Source organism: Actinomycetospora sp. NBRC 106378, assembly GCF_030269685.1.
Classification (GTDB): domain Bacteria; phylum Actinomycetota; class Actinomycetes; order Mycobacteriales; family Pseudonocardiaceae; genus Actinomycetospora.
The window spans coordinates 331,788-344,594 of record NZ_BSTT01000003.1; the positions used below are offsets into that span (position 1 = coordinate 331,788).

Annotated in this window: 11 protein-coding genes; 9 read left to right on the forward strand and 2 right to left on the reverse strand. The window is 76.2% G+C overall.

From position 1 onward, the window contains the following. Positions 1 to 11 precede the first annotated feature (11 nt). From QSK00_RS09950 to QSK00_RS09970, 5 genes are read left to right on the forward strand one after another with little or no spacing between them, the layout of a single operon-like run. Positions 12 to 1,133 carry a hypothetical protein gene (locus QSK00_RS09950; protein WP_285590108.1) on the forward strand — a complete coding sequence of 374 codons (1,122 nt, stop codon included), beginning with the start codon at positions 12 to 14 and terminating at the stop codon, positions 1,131 to 1,133. Between the two features lie 7 nt (positions 1,134 to 1,140). Next, on the forward strand, positions 1,141 to 1,761 hold the full coding sequence (locus QSK00_RS09955; protein ID WP_285590111.1) for a DUF4129 domain-containing protein: 621 nt from the start codon (positions 1,141 to 1,143) through the stop codon (positions 1,759 to 1,761). After that, positions 1,758 to 2,831, forward strand: a complete 1,074-nt coding sequence (locus QSK00_RS09960; protein WP_285590112.1) for a DUF4350 domain-containing protein — start codon at positions 1,758 to 1,760, stop codon at positions 2,829 to 2,831. The genes QSK00_RS09955 and QSK00_RS09960 overlap by 4 nt, the downstream gene beginning before the upstream one ends. Further along, complete coding sequence (locus QSK00_RS09965) at positions 2,828 to 3,778, forward strand: AAA family ATPase (RefSeq protein WP_285590115.1); 951 nt, start codon at positions 2,828 to 2,830, stop codon at positions 3,776 to 3,778. Before QSK00_RS09960 ends, QSK00_RS09965 begins: the two co-directional genes overlap by 4 nt. A gap of 13 nt (positions 3,779 to 3,791) precedes the next feature. Further along, positions 3,792 to 5,114, forward strand: a complete 1,323-nt coding sequence (locus QSK00_RS09970) for a DUF58 domain-containing protein (RefSeq protein WP_285590117.1) — start codon at positions 3,792 to 3,794, stop codon at positions 5,112 to 5,114. A 69-nt stretch (positions 5,115 to 5,183) separates the two neighbouring features. Here the strand turns inward: QSK00_RS09970 and QSK00_RS09975 are convergent, their stop codons facing one another. Continuing rightward, positions 5,184 to 6,149 (reverse strand): stage II sporulation protein M, encoded by a 966-nt coding sequence (locus tag QSK00_RS09975; RefSeq protein ID WP_285590119.1) that lies wholly within the window; start codon positions 6,147 to 6,149, stop codon positions 5,184 to 5,186. Positions 6,150 to 6,184: 35 nt separating this feature from the next. Here QSK00_RS09975 and QSK00_RS09980 point away from each other — a divergent pair, with 35 nt between their 5' ends. Further along, entirely contained in the window at positions 6,185 to 6,931 is a 747-nt protein-coding gene (locus tag QSK00_RS09980; protein WP_285590121.1) for an RDD family protein, read from the forward strand. A gap of 13 nt (positions 6,932 to 6,944) precedes the next feature. Here the strand turns inward: QSK00_RS09980 and QSK00_RS09985 are convergent, their stop codons facing one another. Then, positions 6,945 to 9,149, reverse strand: coding sequence for a heavy metal translocating P-type ATPase (locus tag QSK00_RS09985; RefSeq protein ID WP_285590123.1), 2,205 nt, complete (start codon positions 9,147 to 9,149; stop codon positions 6,945 to 6,947). Between the two features lie 59 nt (positions 9,150 to 9,208). Here QSK00_RS09985 and QSK00_RS09990 point away from each other — a divergent pair, with 59 nt between their 5' ends. From QSK00_RS09990 to QSK00_RS10000, 3 genes are all read left to right on the forward strand, one after another. Continuing rightward, complete coding sequence (locus QSK00_RS09990; RefSeq protein WP_285590126.1) at positions 9,209 to 9,640, forward strand: hypothetical protein; 432 nt, start codon at positions 9,209 to 9,211, stop codon at positions 9,638 to 9,640. Beyond that, the gene (locus QSK00_RS09995; RefSeq protein ID WP_285590127.1) at positions 9,637 to 11,478 is read left to right on the forward strand and encodes a cytochrome c oxidase assembly protein; all 1,842 of its coding nucleotides are present in this window, start codon (positions 9,637 to 9,639) and stop codon (positions 11,476 to 11,478) included. Before QSK00_RS09990 ends, QSK00_RS09995 begins: the two co-directional genes overlap by 4 nt. 136 nt (positions 11,479 to 11,614) lie before the next feature. Beyond that, the gene (locus tag QSK00_RS10000; protein ID WP_285590128.1) at positions 11,615 to 12,805 is read left to right on the forward strand and encodes an MFS transporter; all 1,191 of its coding nucleotides are present in this window, start codon (positions 11,615 to 11,617) and stop codon (positions 12,803 to 12,805) included. The last annotated feature ends 2 nt before the right edge of the window (positions 12,806 to 12,807 follow it).

Here is a 12,807-nt window from a genome sequence, read left to right on the forward strand (position 1 = left end):
GAGGGAACGCCGTGAGCGAGCCGCAGGACCGTGGCCGTGCGGACGACGGGTCGGTCCCGCCCTGGGACCCTGCGCGCTCCGGCGACCAACCGTCGGGCGGCTGGCAGAGCCCCACCGGACCGACCCCACCGCCCGCGGCCGCGCCCCGCACCCCGCCGCCCGCCGGCGACCCCTGGGGCTTCGGCGGGCCGGTCCCCTCGCCGCGGCCGGGGATCGTGCCGCTGCGCCCGCTCGCGCTCGGCGAGCTGCTCGACGGGGCGTTCCAGTACATCCGCGCGCACCCGAAGGTCGTGCTCGGCGTCTCCGCCGTGGTCGCGGTCGTCACCACGCTCATCCAGGCCCCGTTCCAGGCGATCTACGGGCAGTCCCTCGAGGCGTTCGTCGGCCCGGCCGGCACGACGCCCGACCTGGCCCGGCTCTCGGGCGTCATCGGCGGCGCCTCGGCGCTGCTCGGCGCGAGTGCCGTCGTCGGGCTGCTCGCGAACACCGTGCTGACCGGTCTGCTCGTCGTGGTGCTGTCGCGCTCGGTGCTCGGCGCCCCCGTGGACGCCCGCGAGTGCTGGAACGCCGCCCGACCCCGGCTGCCCGGGCTGCTGGGCGTCGTCGTGCTCGTGGCGCTCGTCAGCCTGCTCGCCTTCGTCGTCGTCCTCCTCCCCGCGGGCGTGGCGTACCTCGCCGGCGCGACCACCCTCGCCGCGGGCCTGCTCGTCCTGGGGATGCTGGTCGGCGCCGTCGCGACCCTCGTCGTGAGTGTCCTGCTCGCGCTCGCCGCGCCCGCCTACGTCCTCGAGGGCACCGGCGTGGTCGCGGCGCTCGGCCGGTCGCGGCACCTGGTCACGGGCCGGTTCTGGCCGATCCTCGGCACGCTCCTGCTCACCTACGTCATCGTCCTGATCATCGCGGGCATCGTCGGGGTGCCGTTCACCGGCGGTGCGGCCGCGGTCGCGGGCGCGATGGGCACGAGCCCCTACGCCTTCGTACCGCTGCTGATCTCCTCGATCGGCAGCGTCATCGGCACCGCGCTGACCTCCCCGTTCCAGGCCGGTGTGACGGGTCTGCTCTACATCGACCAGCGCATGCGCCGCGAGGGCTTCGACATCGAGCTGCAGCGGGCCGCGCACGGTCTGACGTGAGCGGGTCGTGAACCCGCCGCCGCCGCTCACGCCCACCGCCGACCAGGCGCGGGAGCTGGCGGCGCGCGAGCTCGCGAAGGCCGCGTACCGGGAGCGCGAGCCGGGGCTGCTCGAGCAGGTCGGCCGCTGGCTGCTCGAGCGGCTCGACGACCTGGTCTCCCTGCTCACCGCCGACCGGCTCGGGGGTGCCGGCGGCGTGCTGCTGGTCGTGGCCGTGCTGGCGCTGGTCGTGGTCGTGGTGCGATGGCGGCTCGGGCGGTCGTCGCGGGCGGCCCGCGCGGCCTCGGTGTCGCTGGACGCCACGGGGCGCAGCGCCGCCGACCACCGGGGGCGTGCCGAGGAGCACGCGGAGGCCGGCCGGTACGACGAGGCGGTCCGCGAGTGGATGCGTGCCCTCGTCCGGGACCTGGAGGAGCGCGACGTGCTCGCCGCACGCCCGGGTCGCACGGCCGGCGAGGCGGCCCGCGAGGCCTCGGCGGTGCTGCCCTCCGCCTCGGCGGCGCTCTCCGACGCGGCCCGCTGCTTCGACGAGACCGTCTACGGCGGCCGTCCGGGCGACCCGGCGGCGGTCGACCGGATGCGGGCGGCCGACCGCACGGTGCGCGACGTTCCGGTGGTCGCCGGGTGACCCTCCTCCGACCGGTGCGCCGGGCCCGCGGTCCGGTCGTCGTGGGCGCACTCGTGGTCCTGGCGGCGGTCGTCCTCGCGATCGCCGGCGCCCGCGCCGGGCAGGGGCTGCTGGAACCCGACGGCGTGGACCCCGAGGGCAGCGGCGCGCTGGTCACGGTGCTGCGCGAGCAGGGGGTGCGGGTGGACGTCGCGACCCGGCCCGAGGACGTCGTCGACGCCGGCCCGGACACGACGGTGCTGGTCGCGTTCCCCGCGCGGCTGGGGACGGCGGGTCGGGTGGCGCTGGCGCACGCGGGCTCCGACGTCGTGCTCGTCGCCCCGGACGCGCCCACCCTCGAGGCCCTGGCGCCCGGCGTCCGCGTCACCCGACCCTCGCCGGACCTGCTCACCACCGGCGTCGTCCCCGCCCCGGCCTGCCCCCTGCCCGCCGCGGTCGCCGCCGGCCCGCTCACCCTCGACGGTGCCGTGTACGAGGTGGACCCGCCCGCCGTCGGGTGTTACCCGGTCGACGGGGTCGCGCCGGTCGCGGTCAGCGGCCATACCGTCGTGGTGGGCGACGCGACGCCGTTCACCAACGACGCCCTCGACCGCGACGGCAACGCCGCGCTCTCCCTGACGCTGCTCGGCGCCCACCCGCGGGTGCTCTGGTACCTGCCCGACCCGGGTGCGGGGGGTGACGCCCCGCTCGCCGACCTGGTCCCGCGCGGCGTCGTGTGGGGCACGGTGATGCTGCTGCTCGCCGGGCTCGCGGCGGCGCTCTGGCGGGGGCGGCGGCTGGGGCCCGTCGTGGCGGAACGCCTGCCGGTGCGGGTCGCGGCCGCCGAGACCACCCGGGGCCGCGCCGCCCTCTACCGGCGGCTCGGGGCCCGCGGGCGGGCCGCCGCGGTGCTGCGCGCCGACGCCCGGCGCCGGCTCGCGGCCCGGCGCGGCCTCCCGCCCGACGCCCCCACGGAAGCTCTCGCACCCGACGTCGGGAAGGATCTCCTGGACGGCCCGGACCCGGCCGACGACGCCGCCCTCGTCCGGCTGGCCGACGATCTCGACGAACTGCTGAGGAGCACCCCGTGACCCCCGACGAGGCCCGCGAGGCCCTGACCGCGCTGCGGGGCGAGGTCGCCAAGGCGGTGGTGGGGCACGACGCCGCCGTCACCGGCCTGGTGATCGCGCTGCTCTCCCGGCGGCACGTGCTGCTCGAGGGCGTGCCGGGGGTGGCGAAGACGCTGCTGGTCCGGGCGGTCGCCGCCGCCTGCTCGCTGGAGAACCGACGCGTGCAGTTCACCCCCGACCTCATGCCCGGCGACGTCACCGGGTCGCTGGTCTACGACGCCGGCACCTCGGCGTTCGACTTCCGCGCCGGCCCGGTGTTCACCAACCTCCTCCTCGCCGACGAGATCAACCGGACGCCGCCGAAGACGCAGGCGTCGCTGCTCGAGGCGATGGAGGAGTTCCAGGTCTCGGTGGACGGGACGCCCCGCCCGCTGCCCGACCCGTTCGTCGTCGCCGCCACGCAGAACCCCGTCGAGTACGAGGGCACCTACCCGCTGCCCGAGGCCCAGCTCGACCGGTTCCTGTTCAAGCTCGTGCTCGACCTGCCGGGCCGCGACGACGAGATCGCGGTGCTCGAGCGGCACGCCGGCGGGTTCGACCCCCGGAACCTGACGATGGTGCGCCCCGTCGCCGGGGCGGAGCACCTCACCGCCGCGCGCACGGCGGTCGGACAGGTGGCGGCCCGCCCGGAGGTGCTCGCGTACGTCGTCGACGTGTGCCGGGCGACCCGCACCTCGCCGTCGGTCGCGCTCGGCGCGTCCCCGCGCGGCGCGACGGCGCTGCTGGTGGCGGCGCGGGCCTGGGCGTGGCTCGCCGGTCGCGACTACGTGACCCCCGACGACGTCAAGGCCTGGGCGCTCCCCGTCCTGCGCCACCGCCTCGCGCTGCGTCCCGAGGCCGAGCTCGAGGGCGTCACCACCGACGGCGTGGTCACCGGCGTGCTCGACTCGGTGGCCGTCCCGCGGTGACGGGCCGGGGCTGATGGCCGTCTCCGGGCGGTTCGTGCTGGCGGTCGTGGCGGGCGCCCTCGTCGTCGCGCTGCTGGTGCCGTCGCTCGCGGGAGCGCTCGGGATCGTGGCGGCGCTGCTCGTCGCCGTCGTGATCGACGTGACGCGGGCCGGCTCGCCCGCCGCGCTGCGGCTCGAGCGGGCCGAGGACCTGGTGCAGGTGCGGCTGGGCGAGGAGGTCGCGACCACGCTCGTCGTCGTCAACCCTTCCCGACGACGGGTCACGGGGGTCGTGCGCGACGCCTGGCCGCCGTCGTGCGGGGCCCGCCCCGACCGGCAGGCGCTCGACGTGCCCGCGCGACAGCGGCGGCGGATCACGACGACGCTGGTGCCCGGGCGCCGGGGCGAGCACGCGTCCGCCGTGGTGACCGTCCGCGCGTGGGGCCCGCTGGGCCTGGCGGCGCGGCAGGGGTCCCGCGCCGTGGTCGGGCGGGTGCGGGTGTTGCCGGAGTTCGCGTCGCGGCGGCACCTGCCGTCCCGGCTGGCGCGGCTGCGGGAGCTCGACGGGCGCCGTGCCGTGCAGGTCCGGGGCGCCGGGACCGAGTTCGACTCCCTGCGCGAGTACGTCGACGGCGACGACGTGCGCTCGATCGACTGGCGGGCCTCGGCGCGGTCGTCGTCGCCGGTGGTGCGGACGTGGCGCCCGGAGCGGGACCGGCACGTGCTCGTCGTCCTGGACACGGGGCGGACCTCCGCCGGGCTCGTGGGGGCGGGCGCGGCGACGGGGGAGGACGGCACCGAGGCGCCGCGGCTCGACGCCGCACTGGACGCCGCCCTGCTGCTGGCGGCCCTGGCGCACCGGGGCGGGGACCGGGTGGACCTGCTCGCCGTGGACCGGGCCGTGCGGGCCTCGGTGGTCGGCGCGCGGGACCCGCTGCCCGCGATGACGGCGGCGCTGGCGTCCGTGGAGCCGGTGCTCGTCGAGACCGACATGCGGCTGCTGGCCGCCACCGTGCTGACCCGGGCGTCCCGGCGCTCGCTCGTCGTCCTGTTCACCGGGCTCGACGACGCCGCGGTGGCCGAGGGCCTGGAGCCCGTGCTCGGGCCGCTGCTGCGCCGGCACACGCTGGTCGTGGCGGGCGTGGCCGACCCCGTGGTGGCCTCCCTCGCCGCCGGCCGGGGCTCGGGGGAGGCGGTGTACGGGGCCGCGGCGGCCACGGTGGCGGCCGAGGAGCGGCGGGCCGTCGTGGGGCGGTTGCAGCGCCGCGGGGTCGAGGTGGTCGACGCCCTGCCCGACGAGCTCGCGCCCGCCGTCGCGGACCGGTACCTGGCGTTGAAGGCGCGCGGTCGGCTCTAGCCAGCACTGCGTCACAGCGTGCACCGGACGCAGGAAAGGCCCCATCGACGCGCCCACGAGGTCCGAGCGCTACACCCCGCCGTCGAGCACGCCGACGCGGGTCCGCAGCACCCGCCGCCCGTGCAGCACGTAGGCGACGAACAGCAGCCACGCCAGGACCCCGATGCCGATGCGGGCCCAGGTCGGGAGCCCGGAGGGGGTCACGAACGCCTCGATGACCCCCGACACCAGCAGCACCCCGACCAGCCCGAGCGCGATCCCCACCGTGGTGCGGGCCTGCCGGGCGAGCGACGCGGCGCGGGTGAGCGGGCCCGGGTCGATCCACGACCACCCGAGCTTCAGCCCCGCCCCGGCCGCGACGAACACGGCGGTCAGCTCGAGCAGGCCGTGCGGGGTGATGAGCCCGAGGAACAGGTCGAGCCGGCCGTTGGCGGCGAGGATGCCGCCGGAGATGCCGACGTTCACGACGTTCTGGAACAGCACCCACAGCACCGGCAGCACCAGCACCCCGGTGACGAGGCACGTGGCGGCGACGAGCGCGTTGTTGGTCCACACGCGGGCGGCGAACGAGGTGGCGGGGTCGGACGAGTAGTAGGCGGCGAACTCCTCGTCGACCAGACGACGGGTCTCCTCCGGCGAGGCGATCGCGCCCGCGACGTCGGGGTTCCCCGCCACCCAGGCACCGACCACCACCATGACGACCAGCGAGAGCAGCGCCGTCGGCACCCACCACCGCGCGGACGCGGCGAGGGCGGCCGGGAACTCCTCGGTGACGAACCGCCGCACCGTCGCCCAGCTCCACGGCCTCGTGCCCAGCACCGCCGACCGGGCACGGGCGACCAGCGAGGAGAGCCGCGAGACCAGGGCCGGGTCGGGGGAGGAGGACCGCACCACCGACAGGTGCGTGGCCGTGCGGCGGTACAGGTCCAGGGCCTCGTCGGCCTCGTCCGCGCTCCACCGCCGCCGACCCCGGAGCAGCCGCTCGAGGCGGTCCCACTCCGCGCGGTGGGCGTCGGTGTAGGCGTCGACGTCCACTCGCGGTACCCCTCCTGGTGGCAGCATGTCCGATCATGGCCCCACCGGACCCCGGCGTCGTGATCGGCGAGGCGGTCGAACTCGATCTCGCCCCCGCCAAGCTACCGAGCCGCGCGCTCGCGTTCGCCCTGGACCTGGTGATCGTCGGGGCGCTGCTCCTCGCGGTGACGATCGGCGTGGTGGTGTCCGGGATCGAGGTCGACGAGGCGCTCGCGGTCACCCTCGGCGTCGTCCTCGCCGTACTCGCCTTCATCGTGTGGCCGACGGCCTGGGAGACGCTCACCCGCGGCCGGACGCCCGGGAAGGCGGCGTTCGGGCTGCGGGCGGTCTCCGACGACGGCGGGCCGATCCGCTTCCGTCAGGCCCTCGTCCGGGCCCTGGCCGGACTGTTCGTCGACTTCGGCCTGGCCGGCGGGGTCGTGGCGATCGTGGTGGCGGCGTGCACGCGGCGCGGCCAGCGGGTCGGCGACCTCCTCGCCGGGACCATCGTGCTGCGCGACCGGGCCCCGCGCTCCACGCGCCACCCGACCCTGCCCGAGCCCGACCCCGCGCTCGCCGGCTGGGCGTCGACGCTGCAGCTCTCGGCCCTGCCCGACGACCTCGCGCTCGCCGCCCGGCAGTTCCTCGCCCGAGCCGGCGACCTCGCGCCCGACGTCCGCCGCACGCTCGGCGAGCGCCTCGCGACCGACGTCGCGGCCCGGGTCGCGCCCGACCCGCCGTCGGGGATCACCGCGGAGACCTACCTGACGGCGGTCCTGGCCGAGCGGCGTCGCCGGGCCTAGGGATTCTGGGGACTCAGTTCCGCAGCCGCACGCTCGACGTCACCACCAGCACCGACGACAACGCCATCGCGAGGCCCGCGATCAGCGGGCTCAGCAGGCCCAGCGCGGCCAGGGGGATGGCGGCGACGTTGTAACCGAAGGCCCACACGAGGTTGCGACGGATCGTGGTGGCGGTGCGGCGGGCCAGGTCCAGGGCGTCCGGGACGGCGCCCAGGTCGTCGCGCACGAGGATCACGTCGGCCGCGTCGAGGGCCACGTCCGTGCCCGCTCCGACCGCCAACCCCAGGTCCGCGGCCGCCAGAGCCGGCCCGTCGTTGATCCCGTCGCCGACCATCGCGACCCGCCGCCCCCCGGACTGCAGCGACGTCAACGCCTCGACCTTGCCGGCGGGCAGCACGTCGGCGATCACCTCGTCGACGCCCACGGCCGCGCCCACCGCCGACGCCGCCTCGGCGCGGTCGCCCGAGAGCAGCACCGTCCGCAGTCCGGCGGCCCGCAGGCGGGCGATCGCCGGCGCGGCCGATGGCTTCACCTCGTCGGCCAGTTCGAGCACGGCGGCCTCGACCCCGTCGAGGGTCACGACGACGAGCGTCGAGTCCGGCTCCGGCGCGGGGGCCCAGGAGGGCAGCGGCCCGAGCGGTTTGCCCAGCCGGACGTCGACCCCGTCCACGACGCCCCGGGCGCCCAGACCGGGCAGCGCCTCGAAGCCCTCGACCGCCGGGAACGAGGGCACCTCCGCCCGGGCGCACGCCACGACCGCCCGTGCCACGGCGTGCTCCGACGCGTCCTCGACCGCGCCCGCCGAGGCCAGCACCCGCCGTCGGGAATCCTCCTCGGCGAGGTGGACGGAGCGCACGGTCATCGCCCCCGTCGTCACCGTGCCGGTCTTGTCGAACACGACCGTGTCGACGACACGGGAGGTCTCCAGCGCCTGGTGGCTCTTGAGGAAGATGCCCTCGCGCGCGCCGCGGCCGGACGCGACCAGCATCGCGGTCGGGGTCGCGAGGCCCAGGGCGCAGGGGCAGGCGATGACGAGCACCGCGAGCGCGGCGGAGAAGACGTCACCCGCGGTACCGCCGACCACCCACCAGCCCAGCGCGGTCAGCACCGCCAGCCCGATCACGATCGGCACGAACACCGACGAGATGCGGTCGACGAGCCGCTGCACCGACGCCTTCGACGCCTGCGCGGACTCGACGAGCCGGATCATCCCGGCGAGCTGGGTGGCGCCGCCGACCGCCGTGGCGGTGACGACGAGCCGCCCGGAGACCGCCACGGTGCCGCCGGTCACGGCGTCGCCCGCGGCGACCTCCACCGGCACGGTCTCGCCGGTGAGCATCGACCGGTCCACCGCCGAGGCGCCGCTCTCCACCGTGCCGTCGGTCGCGACCTTCTCCCCGGGCCGGACGACGAAGCGGGTCCCGACGGCGAGCGCGGAGGCCGGGATGCGCGCCTCGGTCCCGTCGGGCAGCAGCACCGCGACGTCCCGCGCGGCGAGGGCGGCCAGCGACGCCAACGCGTCGCCCGCCGACCGCTTGGCCCGCGCCTCGACGTAGCGCCCTGCGAGCACGAACGTCGTCACCGCGGCGGCGACCTCGAGGTAGAGCGGACCGACCGGGTCGAGGAAGACGCTGAGCGCACCGGCGCCGGGGTCGGGCAGGTGCCCGGTGAGGATCGAGCCCAACGACCACACGGTCGCGCTGATGATGCCCAGCGAGATCAGCGTGTCCATCGACGAGGCGCCGTGCCGGGCGTTGACGAACGCCGCGCGGTGCAGCGGCCAGGCCGACCACCCGACGACGGGCGCCGCCAGCGCCACCACGACCCACTCCCACCCCGGGAACCGCGCCTGCGGCAGCACCGAGAGGACCAGCGGCAGATCGACCAGCGGGATGAACAGCACGGCCGCGACCACGAGCCGGCGCCACAGGTCGGCCACGCGGTCGTCGCGCGCGGCGGTGACGTCACCGAGCTCGTCGTCGGGAACCGAGAGCGGCGTCGCGCCGTACCCCAGCTTCGCGACGACGTCGACGACCGTGGAGCGCCCGACGTCGGGCCGCAGCGTGACCGTCGCGCGCTCGGTCGCGTAGTTCACCTGCGCGATCACGCCGTCGACCTTGTTGAGCCGACGTTCGATCCGCGACGCGCACGCGGCGCACGTCATGCCCGTGAGGAGGAAGTCCTCGCTCTGGTCCTCCCGGGGTGCAGCGACGGTCATGCCCCCGATGATGCGCCCCCCGCGCGAGCGCGTGCACACCTGGTGTCACCATCGTCGACGTGACCAGCACCGACGAGAGCACGCCGGACGCTGCCACCGACACCGGCGCCGGTGCCACGGGCGCGGCCACGTTCGCGCTGGTCGTGGCGGGGATGGCGCTGGTCAGCGCCTGGACCGGCTGGGGCGGGATGGCCCTGGGCCTCGTCGCGCTGGTGGCCGCCGTCGTCGCGCTCATGCGAGTGCGGTCCGGTCGGGCGTCAGGTCGCGGTAAGCCGCTGGCAGCGCTGGGTGTGGCCCTGATCGCCGTGGTGATCGGCACGGCGATCGAGTGGCCGACCATCGAGTCCGCCGTGACCTACCTGCACGCCTCGCAGGCCCGCACGCTCGACGAGTGCATGCGCCAGGCGATCAACGAGAAGGAACAGCACGTCTGCAAGTCCCAGCACCTCGACGAGTACCGGGCCCGGTTCCCCGGCCGCCTCGACCCGTGAGGCGCGTCGCGCCCGCGGGCGCCGCGGGGCTGGTGACGGTCCTCGTCGCCGCCCTGCTGCTCGGCCGCTCCGCCTACCCGGTCCTCGGTCTCGCCGACCCCGGCGAGCTCGTCCAGCTCGGGCTGCCGCTGCTCCGGGTCCTGACGGCGGGTGCGGCGGCGGTCGCACTCGGCGCGCTGGTGCACGGGCTGGTGGTGGCGCCGGGTGTCGCCGGGCTCTCGCCCACGGCGCGGGGTGTCGCCTCGGGTGCAGCGTGGGCCTGGGCGGCCCTGGCGGTGGGCACGGCGGTGTTCACCGTCGCGGATCTCTCCGGTGGCTTCGTCGCCCCAGGGCCGGATCTCGTCGTCGGGATGGTGGTGCGCGCGGCGCCGGTGGGATGGCTGGCGTGCGCGGTCGGCGCGGCGGTCGTCGCGGTGTGGGTGCGCGAGGCGCGGACGTGGTCCTCGACGCTGGGCGCCGGGATGCTCGCGTGCCTGACGCTGCTCGGCCCGGTGATGACCGGGCACGCGATCGACGGGGTCGGCAAGGACCTCGGGACGCCCGCGGTCGCGTTGCACGTGATCGCCGCGACGGTGTGGCTGGGGACCCTCGGGGCCCTGGTGGTGGCGCCGGTCGCGCCCGCGCGCAGCGGTGCCGTGGCGACGGTGTGTGCTGTGGTGACCGTGGGGAGCGGTGTGCTCGCATCGGCCGTGCTCGTGCCGTCGGTGGGCGAACTCGCGACCGCGTACGGCGTGCTCGTGCTGCTTGCCGCCGCGGTGACGGTCGTGGTGCTGGGCGTGCTGGTGCGCCGCCGGGTCAGCGGTGCGCGGACCCTGGCGGTCACGGAACTCGCGCTGCTCGCCGTCGTGACCGGGCTGTCGGTGGCGATGACCCGCGCGGTCCCGCCGGTGCAGGCGCCGTTCCACACGACCCCGACGGAGGCGATGCTGGGCTTCGGCATCCCCGACCCGCCGACCCTCGGACGGCTGCTCGGCGCCTGGCGGCTCGACGTCTGGTTCGCGGTGCTCGCGGTGGTGCTGGTCGTGGTCTACGCCCGGTGGCTGCGACGGGTGGACGGCTGGCCGCGCGGGCGGGCCGCGTCCTGGTTCGCGGGGTGCGCGCTGCTGGTGGTGGCCACCTCGTCGGGGGTCGGGCGCTACGCCGACGCCCTGTTCAGCGTGCACGTGGCCGAGCACATGCTGGTCAGCATCGTGGTCCCGGTGCTGCTCGTGCTGGGCGGGCCGGTCTCGCTCGCCCGTCGGGCGCTGCCCGAGGAGGGCGACGCCCGTGACCGCCTCGAGGCCGTGCTCGACGCCCCGCTGCTGCGGTTCCTGACCCACCCCGCCGTCGCCGCCGTCGTCCTGGTCGGCTCGCCGTTCGCGTTCTACCTGACCCCGCTGTTCTCGCTGCTCCAGCCGCTGGGCTGGCTGATGCCGGCGATCTCCGCGTGGTTCCTGACGGCGGGCTACCTGTTCTTCTGGGTCGTCGTCGGCGTCGACCCGACGCCCGGGCAGAAGCTGCCGCACGTGGCGCGGCTGGCCGTGCTGATCGCCTCGATGCCCTTCCACGCCCTCTTCGGGGTGATCCTGCTGGCCGCCGCCACCCCGGTGGCGCAGACCCCGTCGACCCTGGCCGCCGACGGCGGTGGCGGGCAGGTGTTCGTCACCGACTTCTACTCCCGCCTGCGCCTGCCGTGGGCGCCGGACCTGCTCGCCGACCAGCACCTGGCCGCCCTGCTCTCGTGGGGGATGGGCGACCTGCCGCTCGTCGGCGTGCTGGTGGTCCTGCTCGTGCAGTGGCACCGGGCCGGGCTCGCCGAGGACCGGGCCGCCCGGGACCTGCTGGCCGCCCGTCGCTGACGCGTTGCCCCCTTGTCGAACGAACGGCACTTTCGCGCACCTAGATGCTGCGAACGGGCCACTCGTTCGGATGCCGATCCCATTGAGTGAGACGGTGTCTCGCCTGCTGGGCGATCGTGAGGCATGCTGACGAACCGTGAGCACGGAGACGAGCGCCCCGGCCCGCCCACGACGCCGCTGGGCGATCCTCGTGGTCGGCGTGCTCGCCCAGACCGCGGCGTCGTCGTTCGTGTACGGCATCCCGTTCCTCGTGCCGACCCTTCGTGACGAGCGCGGCCTGTCGCTCGCCGAGGTCGGCATCGTCGTCGCGGCCCCGACGACGGGGCTCCTGCTCGCCCTGGTCGCGTGGGGTTACGTGGTCGACCGGGTGGGGGAGCGGATCCCGATGGCATCCGGGCTCACCGTGGCCGGGCTGGTCGTCGGCGGCGTGGCGCTCGAGACCCCGTCGTCGCTGGTCACGATCGCGCTGCTGCTGGGGGTCGGTGGGTTGGGCGCCGCCTCGGTGAACGCGGCCAGCGGCCGGCTGATCATGGGCTGGTTCTCCGCCGACGAACGCGGGATCGCCATGGGGATCCGGCAGACCGCGCAACCGCTCGGCGTCGCGCTGGCCGCCCTGGTCCTGCCCGTGCTCGCCACGACGCAGGGCCCGTTCGTCGCCCTCGGGTGGACGGGACTGGCCTGCCTGGTCGCGGCAGGCCTCGTCGTCGGGATCGCCCAGGACGCGCCGCGCCGGGCGCCGGAGCCGCACGAGCCGACCGGGAACCCGTACCGGACCCCGACGTTGTACCGCCTGCACGCGGCGTCGGCCCTGCTCGTCCTGCCGCAGTTCGCGATCTCCGCCTTCGCGCTGGAGTACCTGGTCCGCGAGCAGGGCTGGTCGCCCGGCGTGGCGGGCGTGTTCGTCGCGGTGTCGCAGATCGCCGGGGCGGCCGGGCGGATCGCGACGGGCTGGTGGTCGGACCGCGTCGGCTCGCGCCTGCGGCCGATGCGCCAGCTCGCGGTGGGGTCGGCCCTGGTGATGCTCGGCTTCGCGGCGGGGTCGGTGTGGGTGCCGGTGATCGCGGTCGCGGGGATCGCCGTCGGCGCGATCGTCACCGTCGCCGACAACGGGCTCGCCTTCGTCTCGACCGCCGAGATGGCCGGCCAGGCCTGGTCGGGCCGCGCGCTCGGGGTGCAGAACACGACCCAGAACATCGTCGCCTCGCTGGCCCCGCCGGTGCTCGGCGCGATCATCGGCGCGACGAGCTACGGGGTCGGGTTCACCGCCGCCGCGCTCGCACCGTTGGCCGCGATCGCCGTGACACCGGTGCGGGCCGAGCACCGCTGAGA

Coding starts and splice junctions, on each gene's coding strand:
- QSK00_RS09970 (WP_285590117.1), top strand. CDS start 3,792: ATGGCCGTCTCCGGGCGGTTCGTGCTGGCGGTCGTGGCGGGCGCCCTC.
- QSK00_RS09980 (WP_285590121.1), top strand. CDS start 6,185: ATGGCCCCACCGGACCCCGGCGTCGTGATCGGCGAGGCGGTCGAACTC.
- QSK00_RS09985 (WP_285590123.1), bottom strand. CDS start 9,149: ATGACCGTCGCTGCACCCCGGGAGGACCAGAGCGAGGACTTCCTCCTC.